The organism is Legionella steelei (genome assembly GCF_001468005.1).
Lineage (GTDB): Bacteria > Pseudomonadota > Gammaproteobacteria > Legionellales > Legionellaceae > Legionella > Legionella steelei.
In genome coordinates, this window is the sequence record NZ_LNYY01000016.1 from 165,701 (window position 1) to 188,754 (window position 23,054).

Genomic DNA, 23,054 nt, shown 5'->3' on the forward strand with positions numbered 1-23,054 from the left:
ATCTAACTACTCACTTCATAATGCATCTGAGTCTGGGCTACTATCTCCCGACTATTTTTGGCGATGCGTCATTACTTGGCTGTATTTTATTATTAATAAGAACATGGCTACCATTCTTAAGTTTCAATTGACCACTGGTTACTACAATATCCCCCTCATGCAAGCCTTGTAGGATAGCAATTTGATCGCCCCGGGTCTCTCCAACCTTAACAAAAATCTGTTTGACCACAAGAACTGGCTTATTATCTTTATCTTTTTGGCCACTGTCTTTAACTAAAAAGACAATATCGCCATAGGGGTTAAAACTAATGGCTGATTGCGGTAAAGTCAGAAAACTTTGCTTCGCCCCGGTTTCAACTTCAACTTGAGTAAACATACCTGGTTTCAATTGATAATCAGGGTTAGGGATAGTAGCCTCTACCTGCACATTACGAGTAGCACTATCGACAATAGGTTCTATGGTAGTAATTTTTCCCAAAAATACTTTCTTGGGGAAAGTATTGGTAACAACCTTCACCGTTTGCCCGAGCTCTAACTGAGCCAAATCTTGCTGCGGCAAATAAAAATCAGCATAAAGAGGATCCAATGCCTGTAAGGTCGAGACCGTGTCTGCTACATTAAGATATTGCCCTGGGTTGGTATTGTTAATACCCAATTGCCCATCAAAAGGCGCGCGAATTGTCTTTTTTTCAACAGTTGCGGCTTGCTGTGCCACTTGAGCCTGTAAATTTTTGAGATTCCACTCATCGGTATCGACTACTTGCCTACTCACTGCACGCACAGCATATTGCGCCTTGTCACGATTATAAGTAATTTTTGCTAATTCAACCTGTGCTTGTAATGAATGTAATTGTCCCAGCTCCGCATCTGCATTTAATTGCACCAAAACAGTGCCTTTTTTAACAATAGATCCTGGAGTAAAATAGATTGTTTGTACCATGCCTGCCAGTTCTGTTGTGACATTCACACCAAGACGTGCACGCATGCTGCCTACCGCTTTAAGCGTAGGTTGCCACAAGGAACTCTCAACTTTCATCGTAGACACCGTTACTGCAGGCGACTTATTCTGAAGAAAATATTGTTGCATCATGTAGTTACCAAAGGCCTTCCAACCAAAAATCAGACCAAACAAAAGGCCGACCGCAACCAACATAATAATCATCTGTTTTTTCAAAAATATCTCTTTCATCATAGACACTCTTTGACACACCAAGGTTTATGCCACCAGCCCCCACCTAACGCTTGGAATAATGCGGCTGTATCACTGTAACGCGTAGCTTGTGCCTGAATACGGCTAATTCGAGCCTGTTGGTACTGCTGTTGCGCGTTTAATAAATTTATATAATTCACGCCCCCCAAATGATACTGCTTTAGCGTGAGATTTAAAGAAGCGCGAGCCGCGCTTTCAGCATTTATTTGCGCTTGCAGGGTGCGGGCATCGACTTCCAAGCCCCTTAAAACATCTGCTACGTTCTGAAAAGCTTGCAATACAGTTTGCCTGTACTGAGCCGCAGATTGCTGATATGCCGCAATTGCAGCGCGTCGTTGCGCCAGTAAAGCGCCCCCACGAAATAAGGGTTGTAATACCTGGTTACTTACGGACCATACATTATTTTTTGCGATATAGAGTCCCGAATAGGTGGTACCAAGCCATCCTTCATTAGCACTGAGCGTAAATTGCGGAAATAAATTGGCGGTTGCTACTCCAACTTGAGCACAAGCCTGATGAAGCGATGCTTCAGATGCGCGCACATCCGGACGTTGGCGAACAAGATTCGAGGGCAAACTCACAGGTATCTCAATGGGTAGTTTTAAGCGGTCTAAATCAATCACCGGTAAAGGTGCATCTGGAAAAGTACCTACAAGTGCAGATAACGAATGTCTCGCTTGTGATAAACTTTTCTGTAATGGGGGTAATGTTGCTTTAGTTTGCTCAAGCAGGGTTTGTTGCGTCAGTATATTTTCTTTTGAAACAGCCCCCAAACGAAATTGTTTATTTAAAATATCGAGCACCCCTTGCTCTGTCTTAATCAGATCAAGCGTTGCATTAATTTGTGCTTGGTATGACGCCACAGCCACTGAAGTGGTAACAATATTAGCAGTCAGGGTCAGATAAGCTGCAATGACTTGAAATTGTTGATAATCAACCTGAGCACGTAATGCTTCGATTTGACGGCGTGCACCGCCAAAAACATCCAAGGTATAGGATAAATTAAATGAGGTATAATAGATGGTAAATGTGGCACTTTCATTTGGGATCCCTATTTGTGCACCTGAATAACGTTGCGTTTGCATCGAATCAGTCACATCGATTGAAGGCCACATCGAATTGCCAATTTGTTCCTTTAAGTTTTCCTGAGCTTGACGTAAAGCAGCAGATGCTGCAGCTAAATTGGGACTATTGGCTAAGCCCGTACGAATTAACTGATTAATTTCAGGAGATTGATAGAGCTCCCACCACAATATAGGAATGTCCTTATTCGTGATATAAGTTTGTGCTTGCCCACCTGCGCCGGAAGTACTTACAGTTTTTTTAGGTAATGGTTTTTCGGTATATCTTTCAACATTGGGTGGAGTAGGTGAATGAAAATTAGGGCCAACCTTACAAGAGGTTTGCAGAACGGTGCTCAGCAAAACGAAGCTCAATACTCTTAGATGTTGTTTCAGCTCACACACTAACTACAATCCTTTGCAAATCATTTAATGAATTGGGTTAATTTATCATGGATTGCTAAGGGTTGACAGTTTTAGTCGTTGTTAGATGCTTTGCAAATGCATTCTATTTGAATAATAAATGTCCATATAATATAATGATTGTCGATTATTTTCCATCCAGCAAACTTCGAGTAGTTAATTGAAGTACTGAAGGAATTAAATATGCTCGCGGTAAAAATTACAGGAATGGGGAGTTATTTACCCAGAAATAAAGTTTTGTCTTCAGAACTAGACATACAACTTAACTTGCCCCAAGGAAGTGTACAAAAAAAATCCGGCTTGATTTCACGTCACTTTGCCTCGCCTGCTGAAACAACTTCCTATATGGGCGCACAAGCTGCATTGATTGCAGTACAGCAGGCTGATATTCAATTAACAGAGATCGATGCCATCATCAGTGCTTGTGGGGTGAGTGAACAAGCAATTCCTTGTACCGCTGCGTTAATTCAAAAACAATTAGGACTAGAGCAATCAGGAACCTCTTGTTTTGACATAAACAGTACATGCCTTAGCTTCATTAATGCCTTAGATATTGCCTCATATCTCATTGAAGGCGGCCGATTTAAACGCATTCTTATTGTATCCAGTGACATCGCCTCCGCAGGATTAAATTGGCGTGATATGGAAACATGCACCATTTTTGGTGATGGCGCTGCAGCATGTATTCTTGAAAAAAGTGATGGAACAAATCGAATTTTATCAGCACATCATGAAACACACAGCATTGGCTCCACTTTTTGCCAAATTGAAGCAGGTGGTACACGTCTACCTCCGAAGAATCCTCTAAAGAATTTAGAGCAAGGCCTATTTTATATGGACGGTAAAAAAGTATTTAAATTAGCCTCTAAATTAGTAGACAATCTTATGGAAAATCTTTTACGCAAAGCCAATCTTACTCTGGATGATATTGATTGGTTTGTCCCTCATCAGGCAAGTTTGCTGGCGATGCACCATGTGCAAAAACGATTGAACATTCCCACTGAAAAATTCATTACAATTTATCCAAACCATGGAAATCAAATTGCGGCATCGATTCCCACTGCATTATGTTCTTTAGTTGACAGCCAGCAATTACGCCGTGGACAATTAGTATTATTACTAGGTACAGGTGCAGGTTTGGCTACTGGTGGCATAATTATGGAGTATTAATGATGGTGTCTGTTGTTACTGGGGCAACGGGGTGTCTGGGGCTGAGCTTAACGCAGCGGTTAGTCGCAAATGGCCATGAAGTCATCGCGTTGGGGCGTAATGAACAGCTTGGCAAAATGATTACCCAAGCCGGCGCACGATTTATAGCAGTTGATTTACACGAGAAAGAACGATTAAAAAAAATAGCACGCGATGCCCAAACCATTTTTCATTGCGCAGCGCTTTCAAGTCCTTGGGGACGATATAAAGATTTTTATAATGCCAATGTACTTGGTACACAACATATCATTGAGGCAACACCGCCAAATACACGCTTAATTCATGTTTCATCACCAAGTATTTATTTTAATTTCACCGAACAACATAATATTAAGGAAGATGCGGTATTACCTATAAAACCTGCTAATTATTATGTAAAAACCAAATTGCTCGCTGAATCCCTGATTGATAAAGCCCATCATGAACTCGACCTTAATGTGATCACCATACGTCCACGCGCTATCTTTGGTCCTCATGATCGCGCTATTTTACCGCGGATACTCCAGAATGAAAAAAACGGCGTTCTAGCTATTATTGGTACTGGGCAAAATATAATCGACATTACTTATGTCGAAAATGTAGTAGAAAGCTTGCTTCTCGCAGCCCAAGCTGATCAACAGTTTTGTGGTAAGAAATACAACATAACCAATGCTGAGCCCAAAGCACTAATCACGATTCTTTCTGAACTCTTTAGAACATTACAAAAGCCTTTTAAACCCAAATTTATCCCCTACTCACTTGCAAAAATGTATGCTGCGTCTCTGGAAAAACTTTATAGCCTTTCATTGACTGACAAAGAACCGCGTTTGACTCGCTACAGTGCAGCAGTTTTATGCATGGGACAAACTTTAAATATTGAAGCAGCGCAAAAAGATTTGTGTTATCAACCCAAAATCAGTATTAATCAAGGTATAGAGCGTTTTGCGATGTGGTATCAAAGAACATGATAGAGTATCAATTATTCGAAGCTGGTCATTGTAAACACTGTGAACGCATGACCCTAAAAAAAGGGCGTTGGCGGCAATGCGAATACCCAGCACTTTGTGCTTTAATCAAACACCCAACCCAAGGATATATTCTCTTTGATACAGGTTATAGCAGTCGCTTCTACACTTTAACGCAAAAATTTCCTTACTCCATCTATAGACGCTTAACTCCTGTGACGTTAAAAAAATCGCTTAAAGAACAATTAACAGAAAAAAACATTCGAGCCTCTGAGATCAAGAGTATTGTGATTTCTCATTTCCATGCTGATCACATTGGTGGTTTAAACGATTTTCCTAATGCACAATTCTTCTGTCACGCCGAAGCAATAAACGACATCCGTGATAAAACAGGAATCAAAGCATTGATACAGGGTTTTTTACCCGGACTACTCCCCAAAGATTTTTATGACCGCTTGGTTGTGTTAAAAAATGAAGTAGTCCTGGGGCCTAACCTATTTCCATTTACAACTGGATTTGATCTTTTTAATGACGAACAACTTATTGCTATTCCTTTACCAGGACACGCGAAGGGACAAATCGGTCTGTATTTTAAAACATCCCAGGAAACCTTCTTAGTTGCAGACAGTTGTTGGCATCAAGAAACCTTTAAGGAATCCATTTTACCAAGTGAGTTCACCTACTTAATTCATGATAATAAAGAGGCGTACCAGCAAACCATCAACAATCTACACCAGCTTTTTAAAAACAATAAAGAGATCGATATTATTCCCTCACATTGTCAACACATCCGTGCTCGTCTTGTGGAGGGGCAACGATGATACTGAGGTTGCTTTATTATTATTTTAAAACACATTTGCTTCATAAACGCTTCAAAACCCGTGAGCAATTATCCGCATACCAAGAAAAAAGATTTAAAAAGTTAGCCAAAACAACCTTGTCCAAATCGCCTTTTTATCAACCTTATTTAGATAAACCCCTAAATGAATGGCCAATTATCAACAAAAAAATCATGATGCAGCATTTTGATGATATCAATACGGCAAATATAAAAAAGGATCATGCATTGAAATTGGCATTAACAGCAGAAAACACGCGCGATTTTTCTGCTTTAATTAATGACATCGCGGTTGGGTTGTCTTCCGGAACGTCAGGAAATCGCGGTTTATTTCTAGCCAATGCAAAAGAACGCGATGCCTGGGCGGGTATTTTATTGGCTAAAGCATTACCCCATGGATTAAAGCGAAATGAGCGTATTGCATTTTTCCTCAGAGCAAATAGTAGACTCTATACAACCCTAAGTAAAAGTAAAAAAATTCAATTCCATTTTTTTGATTTACTGGAGCATTTCGAAACCCATATAAGCCGTTTGAATACCATGCAGCCTACTATTTTATCTGCACCAACCTCTGTGTTGCTGGCTTTGGCTAAAGAAAAACATCGCTTATCAATTATGCCTAAAAAAATATTTGCGGTTGCGGAAGTTATAGAACAACGTGATGAGGCGATTATAAGCAAAGCTTTTAATTGTCAGGTGGCACAAGTTTATCAATGCACTGAAGGCTTTTTAGCAATTAGCGATAAAGAAAATAACCGTTTGTTAATGAATGAAGAGTATTTAATTATTGAAAAAGAATGGCTGGATGAAAAACGATTTGTTCCGATTATTACCGACCTGTTGCGCGCAACGCAACCAATAATCCGCTATCGTTTAGATGATGTCTTAATTGAAGAACCATCATCTGGGGTGTTTACACAATTGGCGGGAATTGAGGGTCGCATAGGTGATATTTGTTATGCAACCCAAAACAATGAAGTGTTTCCCATTTTTGCTGACTTAATTCGCCAAAAAATGGCATCATTCCCTTTTGAGTTTGATGACTATACCATACAACAACACGCTTTAAATCAGTTTACCATTCAAATCACTCCCGATTTACCAGAAAAAGAAGCCTTAATTTCACATTTAAATGAGTTATTTCACGCCCAAAATTTCGATATCCCTTTATGGCAATGGCAACCGTATATTAAAAAGGAAATGGGAACAAAAAACCGCAGAATCCAAGCATTGCCGGGAATCTCATCATAAAAATCAGGCATTCACTAGAAATGGAAGAAATAAAATGAACGATTCCAACTCTTCGTCGAACATCGTCATGCCGTTTGGCAAATTGAGCAAATACTCCCCATAGCATTTGCTATAGGGAGCATAGAGCAAATTATCTTGATGCTCTTTGAATGTCTTTACCAACTGTAGAGACATCTTTTCCAAAACCATGGACAGTCCCACAGGAACTTAATATTGCCAGTGTTGTGAAACAAATACTAACCATAAGTACTTTTTTTAGAATATTCATAACTGCCCCTCTCTTTTTATTTTTAAAATTGTTCTTTACATAGATTATTCTAGACCAAATTCTTGTAAAGTTAGAAATATTAGGATGCAGTATCTTAATGTATTTTCTAAAAAAAATTGATACAGTACTCAATTCACGCATAAAAAAGGATATAAATTTTGCGCTCGTTCTTTGTAATTTGTGTTTTAATGACGCCAGCATTAACGGGCTGCTCCCTTTTCGGGGAAGTCCATACGAATACAGAACCACTTAATGCGGCCGATTTAGCAGCAAAACACATTTACAAGCTTCCTAAAAAAAACAATGCAGCGCAGCATTTTAAACGGTTTAACGATCCGCAATTAAATCAACTCGTTTCTGTTGCTCTCGTAGATGCACCTAATATGCATAGCGCTAAAGCACGAGTTAAACGCGCTCAGCATCTTGCCAAAATTGCCTCTTCATCACTTTGGCCATTTTTAGACTCCAGCGGTTATTTAGAAAAGGCATACTTTCCAATACGTGGTACAGTACCTCCCCCGTTCAATTCAATCAAAATTGATCAGGCGAAGATTGCCGATATTGGCTTAAAGTTTAATTATGAGCTGGATTTTTGGGGCAAAAACAGAGAAAACTTAGCAAGCAAAGTAAGTGAAACCTTTGCTGCACAGATGGATTTGGCAGAAACACAACTCGTTTTGAGTGCTGCAGTGGCTACAACTTATTTCGATATTCAAAATAATATGATCCAACAACGTTTAGCCAAAGAAAATGTGCGCTTACTTAAACAGCTTGCGGATATTATCATTGCCCGAGAAAAGCAAGGCATCGAATCCAATATTCCAGTAAAAACAGCATTAGCTAATTCCCAAGCAGCCATATTATCCATAGAGGATTACAAACGTGCAGAACTGCAGTCACGGCATCAATTGGCTGTATTAATGGGCAAAAACCCTCTGAACACACAAATTGATACAGCGACTTTTGTTTATAACAAGAGACAGCTTATGTTACCTGCAGTAATCCCTGCAAATATACTCGCGCAAAGACCTGATATTGCCTCTGCCCGTGCTCTAGCTGAAGCAGCAGCACATCAAGTGAAGGTTGCTAAAACAGCCTTTTTTCCCAATATTAATCTAAAAGGTTTGCTAAGCTTGCAAAGCTTTTACTTTACTAAAGCTTTTAATATATGGCTGCAAAACGATAACGCTTCGGCAGCGTTTGATTTACCTATTTTTGATGCGGGCGCACGCAGAGCAAACCTAGGGGTAAATTACACGCAATATGAACTTTCAGTGAACCAATATAATCAAACTATTTTAAATTCATTGCAGCAAGTCAGTGATCAATTATCGGCGTTAAAAACACTTGATGCTCAAATTAATGCGCAAAACCAAGCATTAAATAATACAGCATCCAATTACAAACTATTTCAATCACGGTATACTCAAGGGATTATTGACTACACCCAACTTATTGAAATAAAACAATTATTAATCCAACAAAAAGCTGCTTTGTACAACTTACAAACGCGTCAAAAACAAGCTTTTGTGGCCTTATTAGCAGCCTTAGGTGGAGAGCTTTAAGCGATGACAGAAAAAAACGAAACTGAAGCCAAGTCTCAAAAAAATGGTGGTCCCTCACCTGAAACCTTGCATAAACGTAAAACCGCGATGCTCATTCTTGGTGGTATTTTTTTATTTGTCGCCGTGTTGTGGTTTCTCTATTGGCTGATTTGGGGACGATTCGAACGCTACACTGACGATGCCTATGTCAGCGGGAATATGGTACAGCTTATGCCGCAAATCCCCGGGACTGTAATTGAAATCAAAACCGATGACACTCAATTAGTAAAAGAAGGGCAAGTCATCATTAAATTGGACCCTACTGATTATGCGGTGGCGCTCCAACGAGCAAAAGCAGATCTAGCGCAAACGGTACGCCAGGTACGCCAATACTTTGAAAATGCGGCTGAGTCCAAACAAAATGTGATTGTAAATAAAGCAAATCTAGTTAAGGCACAACTCGATTTTAAACGACGTGAAGGACTATCTGGCAACCGTGCGGTATCTCGTGAGGAGATGCAACATTATAAAACAGCGCTTGAAGCTGCACAGGCAACTTATGATTTATCATTACACCAACTGGATGCAGCCTTGGCAATAGTTGAAAACTCACATCTCTATACACACCCACTTGTTGAGGCTGCAAAAGCAAATTTGAAAACAGCTTATCTGAATTTCCAAAGAACAACCATTGCAGCACCAGTCACTGGCTTTATAGCCAAAAGGAATGTACACCCAGGCCAGCAAGTGTCCATGAGTTCGGCCATGTTAGCGATTGTTCCATTAGATGATACTTGGGTTGATGCAAATTACAAAGAATCGGAATTAGATGATATCCGCATTGGCCAACCAGTTACACTCTCTGCTGATGCTTATCCAGGAATGACCTATCACGGTAAAGTTGTGGGTTTAAATGCCGGAACAGGTGCGGCGTTTTCCTTGCTGCCGCCCCAAAATGCAACCGGAAACTGGATTAAAATCGTACAAAGACTTCCTGTACGCATTAGTCTCAATCCCGATGAGTTAGAAAAAATTCCGTTACAACTTGGATTGTCCATGCGTGTAACCATTGATGTGAGTAATTTAGATGGGTATCGGATGCCCCAAACGGCAGAGCCTAAATTTAATTATCAAACAAGGATTTTTGAACAACAACTTGCAGAGGTAGAATCGCTTATTAATGAAATTTTACATGCGAACTCATCTGATATGTACTTGCCAAGGACAAAAGCATAATGGCTGAGCTCGCCCCACTCACTGGCAGTAGATTGGCATTAATGACGATTTCTTTGTCATTGGCGATTTTTATGAATGTTCTTGATGTATCCATTGCGAACGTGGCCATTCCAACCATTGCTGGCGATTTGGGGGTTAGTCCTGATAATGGAACTTGGGTTATTACCTCTTTTGCAGTAAGTCAGGCGATTATGCTCCCCCTGACAGGATGGCTGGCCAAACGCTTTGGTGAGGTTCGTTTATTCCTGTTCTCTACCACCTTATTTACCATAACCTCCGTGCTATGCGGATTGTCGGCAAATTTAGAGATGCTGATTTTTTTCCGTGTGCTTCAAGGGGCTGTTTCTGGGCCGATGATTCCTTTATCACAAAGTATTCTTCTCGCCAACTACCCTCCTGAGAAAAGAGGGCTGGCAACTGGAATATGGGCCATGACTGCCGTTGTAGGTCCCATATTTGGTCCAATTATGGGGGGTATAATTACTGATAACTATACCTGGCCTTGGATTTTTTATATTAACGTTCCTGTAGGTATTTTCTCTGTAATATTCACAATGATCACCTTGAGTGGTCGAGAAACACCCATCACCAAATTGCCTATTGATGTTATTGGCTTAGCATTGTTATCAATAGGAATTGGCTGCTTGCAGGTTTTATTAGATAAAGGGAATGATTTAGACTGGTTCAACTCGAATTTCATTGTTACGTTAACAATCATCTCAACAGTCACGCTAAGCTTTTTAATCATTTGGCTTTTAACACAAAGTCATCCAATTATTGATTTATATTTATTTGCTGACCGCAATTTTACTATTGGGACAATCAGTCTGACTTTTGGCTATTTGGTATATTTTGCCACTGTAGTTATTTTTCCTTTATGGCTGCAGACACAAATGGGTTATACCCCAACTTGGGCAGGGCTGGCCGTTGCTCCAGTAGGAATCCTACCTTTCTTCTTAACCCCTATTGTGGGCAACTATATGGGCAAATTTGATTTGCGCATCATTATCAGTCTTGGATTTATTGTCTTTGTAGTGACGTCCTTATGGCAATCTAATTTTTACACTGACGTGGGTTTTATCCAACTGCTTGAGCCTCGATTAGTTCAAGGAATTGGCATTGCTTTTTTCTTTACCCCATTAATCGCCTTAATACTCGCAGATCTCCCCGCGGAACGCTTGGCAAGCGCCTTAGGTCTTGCTAATTTCTTTAGAATTTTGGGCGGAAGTTTTGGAACATCGATCAGTGTTACTTTATGGAATCACAGGGAATCATTTCACCAAAGTCGCCTAGTAGAACAAATAACTGCATACAATCCTTTAGTTCAACAATCATTAGATAAACTCCATTCATTAGGAATATCTGGCCTAAAAGGTTTTGGTGTCATCTACGCCACTGTAATTAATCAGGCATTTATGCTCGCTACTAACGATATATTCAAACTTGCCGCATGGATCTTTATGATCTTACTTGCCATAATTTGGCTTGCAAAACCAACCTATGCTCGCGCGTCTGGAGGTATTGCAGCAGAGTGATTGTTTTATACCCAATACTTCCCTATAATCCGCAGCGGATCTAATAATAATAAAAGGTACGCTGAAATGAAAAAATGGATGATACTGGCAACAACCAGCTTGATGATGATGAATGCGCACGCAGATAATAAATCTTGGTGCGGTTATAAAGATTACTTCCGACTAAGTGATACTTCTCACCCTGGAATCTACGTAGTGAGCGGATTTAACGATGCAGACGTGCTTCTCCACATCGTTGGCCCACGTAGTTTTGAGCTCTTAGACTCATTCCAATGCCGTAGCGGTTATGCCCATGTCACTGTTGCTTATGATTCAGAGAATTGGTGTGTTCTTGATATTAAAGATGGCCCATTAATGAATCATCCATCAGTGAGTGCTTCTTGCAACGGAATTCGTTATATTGATACCGTGTATGATGGCATAGGCACCTACTCTTATACTATTAATCTCGATTAATGTGTAGGCTGGGCTGTTAAGCCCAGCGCTTGCTGAGCTAATTCTTATTATTCAAAATGTCCATTATGAAAAACCATCATGGTAATCTCAACTAACTGGCTTAGCAGTCCAGCCTACGTTTATTGAGATAATAAAATAGGTGCAAAATCAGGAGATCCTTGGCTTCTTCTTCCCCATATCTAAAGACCACCCCCCTCCTAAAGCCTTAATTAACTGAATACTGGCAATTTGACGACGAGTGCGGATATTCACTAAAGCAAGTTCTGACTGTAATGCAATATTTTCAACAACCACCACCTGCAGAAAAGTAACAAGCCCGCCTTTATATCGATACAACTCCTGCTCCCATGCACGCTTTGCCGCGCGCGCCGCAGCCTTTTGACTTTGATACTCCTTATCAAGCTGGCGAATCGCCACCAAATTATCCTCCACTTCCTGAAAGGCGGTTAGCACGGTTTGTCTATAAGTAGCTACCGTTTCAAAATATTGAGCTTTGGCCTGATTTAATAACCCTCGCAGTCGCCCTCCATCAAAAATAGTTACTTCTGCTATGGGTTGCGCTAAGGTTAATAAACTCAGAGGGCCAAGCGACCAAAAAAGACTGGGTTTGGAAATAAGATTTGCTAAGCTCCTGCTTTGAAAACCTCCACTTCCAGTTAAATCAATCACGGGGAAAAATGCAGCGCGCGCTACACCAATATTTGCATTTGCAGCCAGAACCTGAGATTCAGCGGCAACTATATCAGGTCGTCTATCTAAAATAGTTGAAGGAAGATTAGGAGCTATTGCCAGAAAAATCTTAGGTGATTTTGCAGGAGCCAATGAAAAATTACTAGGTATTTCTCCAACTAATACGGCAATCGCATGTTCTAGCTGCGCTCGTTGTAATCGCATGTCAGCGGCCATCGTTTTGGCATTTTCAAGCTGAGTTTCAGCTTCGTCCACATCAGAGATGGGGGCTGCGCCGCCTTGATAACGTTTTTTCGTTAAATAAAGTGCTTTTTGATAAGCCACAACAGTTATGTCTAAAATGCGTTGTGCCTCATCACTTCCCCTTAAGGCAAAATAATTATTCGCAAGTGATGCTTGTAAACTCAAGCGAATTGATGCCATATCGGCAACGCTTGCCTTGGCTTTGCTTTCACTGACAATGACGGAATTACGAATACTTCCCCAAGCGTCAAGCTCGTAAGAAAGAAAACCACCCAACAAAAATTGGTTATAGACTGGGGTCGTTGGCGGGTTTGCAACAGTTTGTGAGTTTTGTTGTCTATCCGCGTTGAATAATCCCTGAGCGGTAGGGAAAAAATACGAACGCGCGACTTGCACCAATGAAATCGACTCCTGAAAATGGGCATAAGCTAATTTCAAGTCTTGGTTGGCAACACTCAACTGTTTTTCCAAATCATTTAACACGGGATCATGAAAAGCCAACCACCAAGCATCTGGAGCAATGACTTTTGGTGTTGATTTAATTTTTACCCATTGTCCTGGTTCCTTAAAATGCTCAGGAATTGGCATGGCAGGACGATGATAGTGTGGTGCCAAAGAACAACCCACCAAAGCAAAAACAAGTATTCCGACAGCAAACAACTTATTCATGAAACAACTCGCACGGTTTCGCCGTTCATAATAGAATCAGGAGGATTAATCACGATTCGCTCCCCCGGTGATACCCCTGTAGCAAGTTCAACTTTTGAACCAAAATCACGCTGCACAGTAACCGATTTCAAGACAATCTTATTGTCTTTGCCAAGCACTGCTACTTGCAATCCTTGAGCACGAAAAAGCAGGGTATTAACAGGTAAAATTACAGTCTTGGGAGGGATAGGTAAAGTAAACCAAACTTCGGTATAACCACCAGGTAATAGCTCTCCATTTTTATTCTTAGAAACAAATTGGGCGAGCAAAGTCCGCGTCTTAGGATCAATAGCATGTGCGGTTTCAAATAATTTTGCAGGAAAAACTTGTTTAGGATGTTCAGCAAAATGAAGTTTGACTGACATATTGGGTTTAATCCGTGCAGAATAATACTGAGGGATTTTGACATAAATGCGCAAAGGACTGGTTTGAGCAATACGAAATAACGGTCGTGCTGTTGAACTGCTTCCTGCGTCAATTAAATCACCTATGTCTGTAGCACGAGCAGTGATAACGCCATCAAAAGGTGCGATAACCTGTTCAAAACCTACTAACTCTTGTAATCGTTGTAAATTAGCTTTCGCTGAAAACATAGCCGCCTCAAGAGCTGCGGCTGAGCTCACCTTTTCATCCGTTTCCTGTTGGGAGACAGATTCCGTTTTTAATAAATTAAGCCATCGTTTTGCGGTAATTTGAGCCAGTTGATTATTGGCAATTGCGGTATTCAAATCAGCCTTAGCCTGACGCTCTTGCGCATCAAGTTCTGGGGTTTCAATGACGGCAAGTAGATCCCCTTTTTTAACACGACTACCAATATCGACATACCATTTTTTTACATAACCGTTAGTACGGGCAAAAATAGGTGATTCGTGCCAGGCCTGAACATTGCCCGGCAAAATAATTTTATCTACCCCTGCTTCTTGTTTTGCTTCCATGAGGCGCACTATAGGGACGGCATCTGCCAGTGTCTCATTCCGTAAGTTTATTGCCGCATAAACGCGAAAAAAAATGATGACTAAAAGAATGAATAAAAAAACAGCAATCGCAATAATAAGTCGTCGATGCGGGTGGTTCTGTAAATGCGACTGAATCGTTTTACGCATGGTCCTTCCTTTGCTTCTTCTTCAATTTGCGTTCATGAATCACATAAAAAACAGAAGGGACAAAAAAGAGTGTGGCTATTGTTGCAAAAGACAACCCTCCAATTACCGCCCGTCCTAAAGGAGCATTCTGTTCACCGCCATCCCCTAGCCCTAATGCCATAGGAAACATACCAATTATCATGGCTAATGCCGTCATCATTACGGGTCTTAAACGTGTATTTCCCGCTTCAAGAGCTGCCTGCATTGGATCATTTTCAATTGCCAGGTGATCTCGAGCAAAACTAATAATAAGAATACTATTCGCCGTTGCAACCCCCATACACATAATTGCTCCCGTTAAAGCAGGAACACTTAATGCAGTATGAGTAAGAAATAACATCCAGGCAATTCCAGCAATAGCTGCGGGCAATGCAGTAATAATAATAAAAGGATCAGTCCAAGATTGAAAGTTAATAACAATTAATAAATAAACTAATAAAATTGAGAATGCTAATCCCCAATACAATCCATGAAATGCATGCTCTTTAGTTTCAATTTGCCCACGAATCACTACAGATGAACCTTTAGGCACATCTTTTTTTGTGTCGTGAATAATTTGCTTGATATCATTTGCCACTGATCCTAAATCCCTATCTTGTATCGAAGCAAAAATATCAAACACTGGCTGCACATTATAATGTGACTCAACCACAGAGGTCCAAGTACGTCTCAATTTTGCAAAAGAACCTAAAATCTGTGCTTGGCTAGGCGTTGTTAAACTTCCAATGGGAACATTAAGCAAATCGTTTAATGAGGTCATCACATATTGAGGAGCTTGCGTCACAATGGGGTAAGAAACTCCGCTTTTAGGATCCAACCAAAATGTGGGTGTCGTTTGAAAGCTTCCAGACAGTGTAATTAATAAATCCGACGCGACATTAAGTTGTGTAAATCCAAGTTCACTTGCCAAACTACGATCTACATCGACAAAAAACTCAGGATAGTTATTGGCTTGTCTTATGCGTACATCAGTAAGACCAGGAACCCGTTTTAGCTGGCTCATCAACTTATTCGCATAACGCGCATTTTCTTCTTTTTTTAAGCCAATCACCTGGATATTAATGGGCGATGGCAAACCAAAGTTAATAATTTGGTTGACGATATCCGCTGGTAAAAATGCGAACGTTACTTGTGGAAAACGCTCTCTTAACGTAGATCGCAATTGATGCTCATAACCAGAACTTGGACGATGTCCATCGTTTAGAGAAATTAAGATATCGGCATCTTCCGGACCATTTGTTGCTGAATTACTGTACGATAAATTAATTCCACTCACAGGTAGGCCAATATTATCCACAATACTTCCTAGCTCCTTAGGAGGTATCACCTGTCGAATCATTGTATCAATATTATCAACGAGCCGAGCCGTTTCCTCTACTCGTGTCCCTGTTGGCGCACTAATGTGTAATTTAATTTGTCCTGCATCGACATTAGGGAAAAAATTCGAACCAAGCCATGGCCAAAGCAATAATATTGAGACGCCAACAAAAACTAAGAAGCAAGGAATAAAAACTTTAGCATTGTGTAATACCCATGCTAATGCTTCAGAATAATGAGAACGTAATCGTGAAAATTGGTCTTCGAACATCCGATGAAAACGAGCCAATCGGCCTTTATCTTTCTCCTCGGACATCAACTCATGTTTGTGCAGCCAATATTTTGCCAGAGTAGCAACCAGCGTGCGTGACAAAATATACGACATGAGCATAGCAAAAACGACAGCTTCAGCTAAAGGAACAAATAAATATTGAGCAACGCCTCCCAAAAAAAACATCGGTACAAACACAATACAAATGCATAAGGTCGATACAAGTGCTGGTATTGCGATTTGTTTGGCACCATCGAGAATAGCCTGCTCTACTTCTTTGCCTTGCTCCAAATTCCAATTAATGTTCTCTATGGCAACCGTAGCATCATCAACCAAAATACCCACCGCAAGAGCCAAACCACCTAAAGTCATAATATTAATTGTCTCGCCTAAAGCAGAAAGAATAGTAATCGAGGCAATAATCGATAAAGGAATAGACAACGTAATAATCAAGGTGCTCCGCAAACTTCCCAAAAAAAGTAAGATCATCAGCCCTGTTAATGCTGCAGCAATGACTCCCTCAACAATAACCCCATGAATCGCTGCGGTGACAAAAATCGATTGATCCCCAAAATAAGATAAATTAAGTCCTGCAGGAAGCATCTCCTTAACTTTGGGTAATAAAGCCTTAACCCGATGCACAATATCTAAAGTTGACGCATTCCCAGTTTTTTGTATCGACATCATGACCGCACGCTTACCATCTACCCGCACTATGTTCGTTTGCGGTGCGAAACCATCGCGCACATGCGCGACATCGCGAATATATAGGACACGACCAGGGGTTGATTTAACAGGCACATCATTTAATTCAACGGGTGAAAGCGGGCTGCCATTTAATTTCACAATATACTCATACTCACCTATTTTTTGTGTACCTGAGGGTATAATCAGGTTTTGAGCAAGAATTGCCGTATTAATGTCTTGTGCAGATACCCCATAGGTTTGCATTGCTTGTAAATCCAAATCGACCTGTATTTGACGTACTTTCCCCCCATAAGGATAAGGAAGTGCCGCTCCTTGTACGGTTGCAAGTTGCGTACGTAGAAAGTTATTGCCCAAATCATTTAACCTTTGCTCAGGAATGGTCGCACTCGATAGCACAAGTTGTAATACGGGAACAGTTGATGCTTTATAACTTAAAATTAATGGAGGTAAAGTCCCTGGCGGTAAATTGCGTAGCATGGTTTGTGAGATTGCAGTGACCTGGCTTAGAGCCATATCAACATTCACACCAGGTTGAAAGAATAATTTAACCACACTGACACTAATCAGAGACTCTGATTCAATATGTTCAATATCATTCACTGTGGTGGTTACCGCGCGTTCAAACACACTCGTAATGCGGTTTCCCATTTCATCTGGGGGTAAGCCAGTATAATTCCATACAACACTCACAACAGGAATATTGATGTCAGGAAAAATATCTGTAGGAGTGCGCATAATTGCCAAAGGCCCGATAATAAGAAGCATTAGAGCCATTACAATAAATGTGTAGGGTCGCGAAAGTGCAATCCATACAATCCACATAAATATCCATATCGCAGTTTGAAAAGTAGACCATTATATCAATGAACTACATGAAACTTTAAGAATAAACCTGAGTTTTTCTTATTTTAATTTCTGAGGTAATTATTTGCATTTTTAATTGAGATCAAACTCTTGTCCACAACGAACAAAACCAGCAAAACCATGAGATTTTGCATCAGGCAAGTCCCCATCATTGTAATGATATAGCCAAAGCTTTGCTTTTATTTTGGGATCTAATGTATCTAACTGATTAAAATGGGTATGCACTCCACTGGGCACATCCAATGTTTCGCAATCATGAAAAATTAATGTTGCAGCACGATAATAAGGTTTAAAACGATCGAGGGTAAATTGTGTATCGGTGGTAATAAAAAAAGTTTTTCCCTTATAGCCAATATTCAAACCATAGCTTGGCATCAATTTTTTATTTGAATAAATATGTACTGTTTGCACTAAATCTAATGTTAAACCTTCCCAATTAAAAATTTCGCCATCATTGACTACGTGCACCACAAAATAATCACTTAACGTTGCTTCTCTATCATCAAGTGTTTTCAAACCGCCGCTTAAGCTATGCTCCCACAACGGATGCACCAGGCGTTCATGAGCTATTAACTGGGGAGCGCCATTCTGCGAAGCAAATTTACGTTGGAAAGCGAACCATTCGATACCTCCTATATGATCAGCATGCAAATGGCTAAGATAGACCGCATCTATCTCTTCGGGAACATAACCCGCTTTAGTTAATGAAAAACGAATGTCCGTGCCACAATCTATCAATAGCTTCTTGCCACTATCAGTTAGAAGTAACATATTTGATTGGAAATTTCCAAAATCCGTCCCTAAGCCACTACCCGCGCCTAAAAATAACAATTTCATTAATTAATCCCTGAACTTAGTTAAGGCTTATCCTAAAAAAATTCCTTAATAAAACAACCATCTTCTTCATTAAAGAATAGCATTTAAAATTGGTTATTAGAAATAGCTCAACGATTATAAATGAGCTATCCTTCAAAATAAGTTGGCAAAGAACGTGAGACAAACGTGCTAAAAAAGTTCCATCTTAAAAATACTCGCCTTTTAAAACTTTTTTTCTTTTTTCTCGCGATTACACTTACAAGCCTAATCGTTTGTTTATTTGCATTAAAACACATTGCGGTACAAGAAGTTATTGATAGCAATGAGCGTTATCAATTGTATGTGTTAGCCAATAAACTTCGTCAGAGCTCCGATGATTTAACTGAGTTATCTCGTCTTTATGTGATAACCGGCGAGAAAAAATACCGTAACTACTATAATGAAACTTTGGCTATACGTGAGGGCACCTCGCCTCGTCCTGTAAATTATGATGAATTGTATTGGGATTTGATTATTGGTAATAATCTTCCCCAATCCTATGGTCCAGCAAAATCGTTAGCAGCAATGATGTTAGAACATCATTTTACTCTCAAAGAGTTTTCCTTATTGACTGAAGCAGAAAATCAAAGCAATAAACTTGCAGAAACTGAAATTAAAGCGATGAATTTGATTGAAGGAAAATATCAAGATAAATTAGGAAATTATACTATTATCGAGAAGCCTAATCCCGAATTAGCCAGAAAAATGCTTTTTGATACTGATTATATGAAGGCAAAATTACAGGTGATGGAGCCCTTACAGGAATTTTTTACCCTCGTAAATGATCGAACATTCCTAACAAATGAAAAAATTGAGACCAAAATGTCAAAGATTATCGCCTTAGCCCTCGCACTCTCATTTCTATCAACAATACTGATGCTCTTTTTTATAATTCATGCATTAAAAACATTATCCAGGGTCAATGAGGAAAATGATTTATTACTTTTGAATATCCTGCCTGAATCAATTGCCTCACGCTTGAAAATGGGAGAGGAAGGTATCGCTGATGAATTCCCCCAAGCCAGTGTGATGTTTGCGGATATTATTAATTTTACGCAGCTAACCGAACAATTGGGCGCAAAAAAAACCGTAAATGTTTTAAATCTATTGTTTGCTGAGCTCGATCAGCTCACTGAAAAATATTACGTAGAAAAAGTTAAAACCATTGGTGACAACTATATGGCTGTATCAGGTGTTCCCGAGCAAACAACACGACATGCAATCAATATTGCCAATTATGCTTTGGCCATCATAGACAAGCTGCTGTCTTTTAATCAAGATAATAAGATGCAACTCCAATTACGCATTGGTATTACTTATGGACCTGTAGTCGCAGGGATAATTGGTCATAAAAAATTTGTTTATGATGTATGGGGTAACGTGGTCAACCTAGCCAGCCGCTTAGAAGAAACCTCTCTCCCTAATAAAATCCATATTTCAGAAAAAATGGCTTTTATGCTGCAAGATGAATTTATTGTTGAACCACGTGGAACTGTAGAAATGAAAGGAATTGGTTCTATAAGAACCTATTTTCTTCTGGGCAAGAAAGAAAAATAAACTAAAATTATCTTATCGTAGCGTGTGCACACAGGCAGCTCATCCACCTTTATGACAGCGTGGACATATTCCATAAATATTTAAGGCATGATCAGTCATGTGAAAATTGGCACGTTCGGCTATTGTTTTTTGCCTCTGCTCGATGATTTCATCAACAAATTCCTCAACACAGCCACATTTGATGCAGACTAGATGATCATGATGAGCCCCCTGACTTAATTCAAATACTGAATGCCCCCCTTCAAAATTATGGCGATTAACTAATCCTGCAGCCTCAAATTGTGTTAACACGCGATAGACCGTGGCAAGCCCCACATCTTCTCCGGTCTCCAATAAAGCCTTATAAACACCTTCCGCGCTTAAATGATGATTAGGGGATTGCTCCAATATTTGCAATACTTTTAAACGTGGTAAAGTAATTTTTAATCCAGCATTCTTCAGCTGTTTACTTTCTTCCATCAATGCTCCCCTCGCCGTAATGAATTTGCCTTTCCAGGTTAGGTGTCTTTCAGTAAATGACGTGTTATTATGGCGAAATTTTTCACGATAGGCAAAAAAATGAGAATAATAATTTTTCTACTTGGAATTATACTTTCCTTAACCCTGACTCAATGCAAATCCTATGATCTGTCTCGACGAGTAGTCCAGCAGGGAAACTTATTACCAAAATCGAGGATTGACCGACTTAAAGTAGGAATGAGCAAGAATGATGTTGCCATCTTAATGGGTACCAGTCTATTAAGCCCTACATTTAATAATGACCGCTGGGACTATGCATACACATGGCGTAGAGGCCATGGCGCGATAACAATGTCCTCACTAAGCTTATATTTCCGCAATAATACTCTAATACGTATAGAGCATGACAAATTTAAACCAGGACCTGGATTCAATCACCCTGATATTAATCAGGAATAATTAAGACACCTCCGTCATCTCTATATATGTTATGACAAAAAAAACTAAATAACCGTAGGCTGGGCTGCTAAGCCCAGCATGTAACAATGCGCTGAAGTAGTTCTTTCTTAGAAAACCATAGATTAAGATACGTATCAATTGGGCTTCATAATGGAATTTTGGAGAGGACGAATGAACTCAGCAGATGCTGGGCTTAACAGCCCAGCCTACGTCTGTCCTTTTTGTCAGCGAATTAGCTAACCTCTACAATGACAGCAGTTTCATCGACCCTGGATTATGCTGCGCTAACCCAGGCACAAAGCTCAGCTACGTGCCCGACGAACATTTGCTTTTTGACGTCGTTTCTCTTTAGGATCCAAAACCAATGGCCTGTATAGTTCTACCCGGTCACCATCCTGTAAAACCTGTTCCAGAGAAACTTGCTTTGCATAAATACCCACGCACATATCTCGCGTTTCTGGATGAGTATCATAGATTTTGGAGGCATGGAGTGCATCAAGAACGGTTGCTCCGTGTTGAAGATCTAGAGTCATATGAACGACAGCCTTTTCTGCAGTCACGTAAACTAACTCAACTTTAACCATAAATGGCCTTGGCTCTATCGCAAAATGAATCAACCATCTTATCCGTTACTTGTTCAAATACAGGACCAAGCAACATAGAAAACATACGCCCTGCAAATTCAAATTCCAGGTCAAAAGAAACTTTGCATCCATCATCGACTTCATCAAAGCGCCAGAACCCTTCTAAGTGGCTGAAAGGGCCATCAACAAGGCGAATCTCTATCATTTTATTACTTTGAAGTCTGTTGCGTGTAGTAAATGACTTGCTCATACCCGCCGCACCAATAACTAAAGTTGCCTGTACCTCATCTTCATCGCGATGGTGTACTAAGCTTTCTGAGCAATAAGGTAGAAACTCTGCATAACGCTCTACTTCATTCACCAACGAAAACATTTGCTCGCAGCTATAATTAACAGTACGTGACTTTTTCACTATGGGCATTATGCCTCTCCCCGAATTTTATTCTTTAACCAAAGACTCAGATCTTTAATTTCCTCAAAACAAATTGAATGCTCCATAGGATACTTATAATACGAAATGTGGTCATATCCTTTATTCAATAGCCAATCCTTACTTGATTCAGTCCATTGAGGTAATACTAAGGGGTCAAATTGCCCTGCCCCCATGAAAAAAGGTGTACTTTTATCCAGCTTTGCTCTAGTATGTGCTGCTAAGGGTAAATAAGCAGATAAAGCAACCACTCCTGCCAAGCGAGCGGTTGTATGCAGAGCAGTGTGCAATGCCATAGCTCCGCCTTGCGAAAATCCTGCTAAAAAAATCTGATTGTAGGCAAACCCATCGTTTAGCTGTTCATCCATGACTTTACGAATCACTAATTCAGATTGCTCAATACCTTCTTTATCTTCCCTATCAATTAGTTTCATACCTACAATATCATACCAAGCAGGCATAACCATCCCACCATTCAGGGTCACTGGACGCTGGGGGGCATTAATAAACACGTGGCGTAACGCAACATCAGAAACTGTTAGCTGATCGGCTAAGCCCATCATATCGGAAGCATCAGCACCTAGTCCATGCATCCAAATAACGCACGCCTGGGCTGGAGCCTGTGACTCATTTATAAATACATTCAAAACAAATCCCCCACAGACAAAAAAGAGAAATTATCGCTAATGCATTAACACAGTGCAAGTTATACGTTCTCGATATTTTATAGAATCGACACATCAAAAAATAAAACGACACCAATTTGAGCAATTATAAAACAAAAGCACCGCC

At 40.1% G+C, this 23,054-nt stretch carries 22 protein-coding genes; 10 read left to right on the top strand and 12 right to left on the bottom strand.

Going from position 1 to position 23,054, the window contains the following annotated elements; all coding sequences use genetic code 11:
* Positions 1-40 precede the first annotated feature (40 nt).
* Both Lste_RS03835 and Lste_RS03840 read right to left on the bottom strand, forming a co-directional pair.
* Complete coding sequence (locus Lste_RS03835) at positions 41-1,189, bottom strand: efflux RND transporter periplasmic adaptor subunit (RefSeq protein WP_058509827.1); 1,149 nt, start codon at positions 1,187-1,189, stop codon at positions 41-43.
* On the bottom strand, positions 1,189-2,676 hold the full coding sequence (locus Lste_RS03840) for an efflux transporter outer membrane subunit (RefSeq protein WP_058509767.1): 1,488 nt from the start codon (positions 2,674-2,676) through the stop codon (positions 1,189-1,191). Before Lste_RS03840 ends, Lste_RS03835 begins: the two co-directional genes overlap by 1 nt.
* 201 nt (positions 2,677-2,877) lie before the next feature.
* Between Lste_RS03840 and Lste_RS03845 the strand changes: the two genes are divergently transcribed.
* Genes Lste_RS03845 through Lste_RS03860 form a run of 4 tightly spaced genes read left to right on the top strand, consistent with a single transcriptional unit; the run spans position 2,878 to position 6,936 of the window.
* Positions 2,878-3,864 carry a beta-ketoacyl-ACP synthase III gene (locus tag Lste_RS03845; RefSeq protein ID WP_058509768.1) on the top strand — a complete coding sequence of 329 codons (987 nt, stop codon included), beginning with the start codon at positions 2,878-2,880 and terminating at the stop codon, positions 3,862-3,864.
* Positions 3,865-3,866: 2 nt separating this feature from the next.
* Positions 3,867-4,850 (top strand): NAD-dependent epimerase/dehydratase family protein, encoded by a 984-nt coding sequence (locus tag Lste_RS03850; protein WP_058509828.1) that lies wholly within the window; start codon positions 3,867-3,869, stop codon positions 4,848-4,850.
* A complete protein-coding gene (locus tag Lste_RS03855) occupies positions 4,847-5,668 on the top strand; it encodes an MBL fold metallo-hydrolase (protein ID WP_058509769.1) in 822 nt (273 codons plus the stop codon). The genes Lste_RS03850 and Lste_RS03855 overlap by 4 nt, the downstream gene beginning before the upstream one ends.
* The gene (locus Lste_RS03860) at positions 5,665-6,936 is read left to right on the top strand and encodes a F390 synthetase-related protein (protein WP_058509770.1); all 1,272 of its coding nucleotides are present in this window, start codon (positions 5,665-5,667) and stop codon (positions 6,934-6,936) included. Before Lste_RS03855 ends, Lste_RS03860 begins: the two co-directional genes overlap by 4 nt.
* 3 nt (positions 6,937-6,939) lie before the next feature.
* Here the strand turns inward: Lste_RS03860 and Lste_RS19250 are convergent, their stop codons facing one another.
* The gene (locus Lste_RS19250) at positions 6,940-7,125 is read right to left on the bottom strand and encodes a hypothetical protein (RefSeq protein WP_058509771.1); all 186 of its coding nucleotides are present in this window, start codon (positions 7,123-7,125) and stop codon (positions 6,940-6,942) included.
* On the bottom strand, positions 7,067-7,405 hold the full coding sequence (locus Lste_RS19790; protein ID WP_420324179.1) for an entericidin A/B family lipoprotein: 339 nt from the start codon (positions 7,403-7,405) through the stop codon (positions 7,067-7,069). The genes Lste_RS19250 and Lste_RS19790 overlap by 59 nt, the downstream gene beginning before the upstream one ends.
* Between Lste_RS19790 and Lste_RS03870 the strand changes: the two genes are divergently transcribed.
* The 4 genes from Lste_RS03870 to Lste_RS03885 all read left to right on the top strand — a co-directional run bounded on the left by Lste_RS03870 (position 7,363) and on the right by Lste_RS03885 (position 11,975).
* A complete protein-coding gene (locus Lste_RS03870) occupies positions 7,363-8,769 on the top strand; it encodes an efflux transporter outer membrane subunit (protein WP_058509772.1) in 1,407 nt (468 codons plus the stop codon). The two genes, Lste_RS19790 and Lste_RS03870, sit on opposite strands and share 43 nt — an antisense overlap.
* Positions 8,770-8,772: 3 nt before the next feature.
* Positions 8,773-9,984, top strand: a complete 1,212-nt coding sequence (locus Lste_RS03875) for an HlyD/EmrA/EmrK family protein (RefSeq protein WP_058509773.1) — start codon at positions 8,773-8,775, stop codon at positions 9,982-9,984.
* The gene (locus Lste_RS03880) at positions 9,984-11,519 is read left to right on the top strand and encodes a DHA2 family efflux MFS transporter permease subunit (protein ID WP_058509774.1); all 1,536 of its coding nucleotides are present in this window, start codon (positions 9,984-9,986) and stop codon (positions 11,517-11,519) included. The genes Lste_RS03875 and Lste_RS03880 overlap by 1 nt, the downstream gene beginning before the upstream one ends.
* 66 nt (positions 11,520-11,585) lie before the next feature.
* On the top strand, positions 11,586-11,975 hold the full coding sequence (locus Lste_RS03885) for a hypothetical protein (protein WP_058509775.1): 390 nt from the start codon (positions 11,586-11,588) through the stop codon (positions 11,973-11,975).
* Between the two features lie 147 nt (positions 11,976-12,122).
* Here the strand turns inward: Lste_RS03885 and Lste_RS03890 are convergent, their stop codons facing one another.
* From Lste_RS03890 to Lste_RS03905, 4 genes are all read right to left on the bottom strand, one after another.
* Positions 12,123-13,577, bottom strand: a complete 1,455-nt coding sequence (locus Lste_RS03890) for an efflux transporter outer membrane subunit (RefSeq protein ID WP_058509776.1) — start codon at positions 13,575-13,577, stop codon at positions 12,123-12,125.
* A complete protein-coding gene (locus Lste_RS03895; protein WP_058509777.1) occupies positions 13,574-14,719 on the bottom strand; it encodes an efflux RND transporter periplasmic adaptor subunit in 1,146 nt (381 codons plus the stop codon). Before Lste_RS03895 ends, Lste_RS03890 begins: the two co-directional genes overlap by 4 nt.
* The gene (locus Lste_RS03900; protein WP_058509778.1) at positions 14,712-17,876 is read right to left on the bottom strand and encodes an efflux RND transporter permease subunit; all 3,165 of its coding nucleotides are present in this window, start codon (positions 17,874-17,876) and stop codon (positions 14,712-14,714) included. The genes Lste_RS03895 and Lste_RS03900 overlap by 8 nt, the downstream gene beginning before the upstream one ends.
* A 114-nt stretch (positions 17,877-17,990) precedes the next feature.
* Entirely contained in the window at positions 17,991-18,755 is a 765-nt protein-coding gene (locus Lste_RS03905; RefSeq protein ID WP_058509779.1) for an MBL fold metallo-hydrolase, read from the bottom strand.
* Positions 18,756-18,920: 165 nt separating this feature from the next.
* Here Lste_RS03905 and Lste_RS03910 point away from each other — a divergent pair, with 165 nt between their 5' ends.
* The gene (locus Lste_RS03910) at positions 18,921-20,330 is read left to right on the top strand and encodes an adenylate/guanylate cyclase domain-containing protein (RefSeq protein WP_058509780.1); all 1,410 of its coding nucleotides are present in this window, start codon (positions 18,921-18,923) and stop codon (positions 20,328-20,330) included.
* A gap of 39 nt (positions 20,331-20,369) precedes the next feature.
* On the opposite strand, the gene fur is transcribed toward Lste_RS03910, so the two are convergent.
* Positions 20,370-20,789: a ferric iron uptake transcriptional regulator gene (gene fur, locus Lste_RS03915; RefSeq protein WP_058509781.1), complete on the bottom strand. Its 420-nt coding sequence runs from the start codon at positions 20,787-20,789 to the stop codon at positions 20,370-20,372.
* Positions 20,790-20,858: 69 nt separating this feature from the next.
* Here fur and Lste_RS03920 point away from each other — a divergent pair, with 69 nt between their 5' ends.
* Positions 20,859-21,248, top strand: a complete 390-nt coding sequence (locus tag Lste_RS03920) for an outer membrane protein assembly factor BamE (protein WP_058509782.1) — start codon at positions 20,859-20,861, stop codon at positions 21,246-21,248.
* A 302-nt stretch (positions 21,249-21,550) separates the two neighbouring features.
* Here Lste_RS03920 and Lste_RS03925 read toward each other — a convergent pair whose 3' ends face one another.
* The 3 genes from Lste_RS03925 to Lste_RS03935 are packed head-to-tail and all read right to left on the bottom strand — an operon-like array spanning position 21,551 to position 22,909.
* The gene (locus Lste_RS03925; RefSeq protein WP_058509783.1) at positions 21,551-21,832 is read right to left on the bottom strand and encodes an RnfH family protein; all 282 of its coding nucleotides are present in this window, start codon (positions 21,830-21,832) and stop codon (positions 21,551-21,553) included.
* On the bottom strand, positions 21,825-22,253 hold the full coding sequence (locus tag Lste_RS03930) for a type II toxin-antitoxin system RatA family toxin (protein ID WP_058509784.1): 429 nt from the start codon (positions 22,251-22,253) through the stop codon (positions 21,825-21,827). The genes Lste_RS03925 and Lste_RS03930 overlap by 8 nt, the downstream gene beginning before the upstream one ends.
* Entirely contained in the window at positions 22,253-22,909 is a 657-nt protein-coding gene (locus Lste_RS03935; protein WP_083503899.1) for an alpha/beta hydrolase, read from the bottom strand. The genes Lste_RS03930 and Lste_RS03935 overlap by 1 nt, the downstream gene beginning before the upstream one ends.
* Positions 22,910-23,054 lie beyond the last annotated feature (145 nt).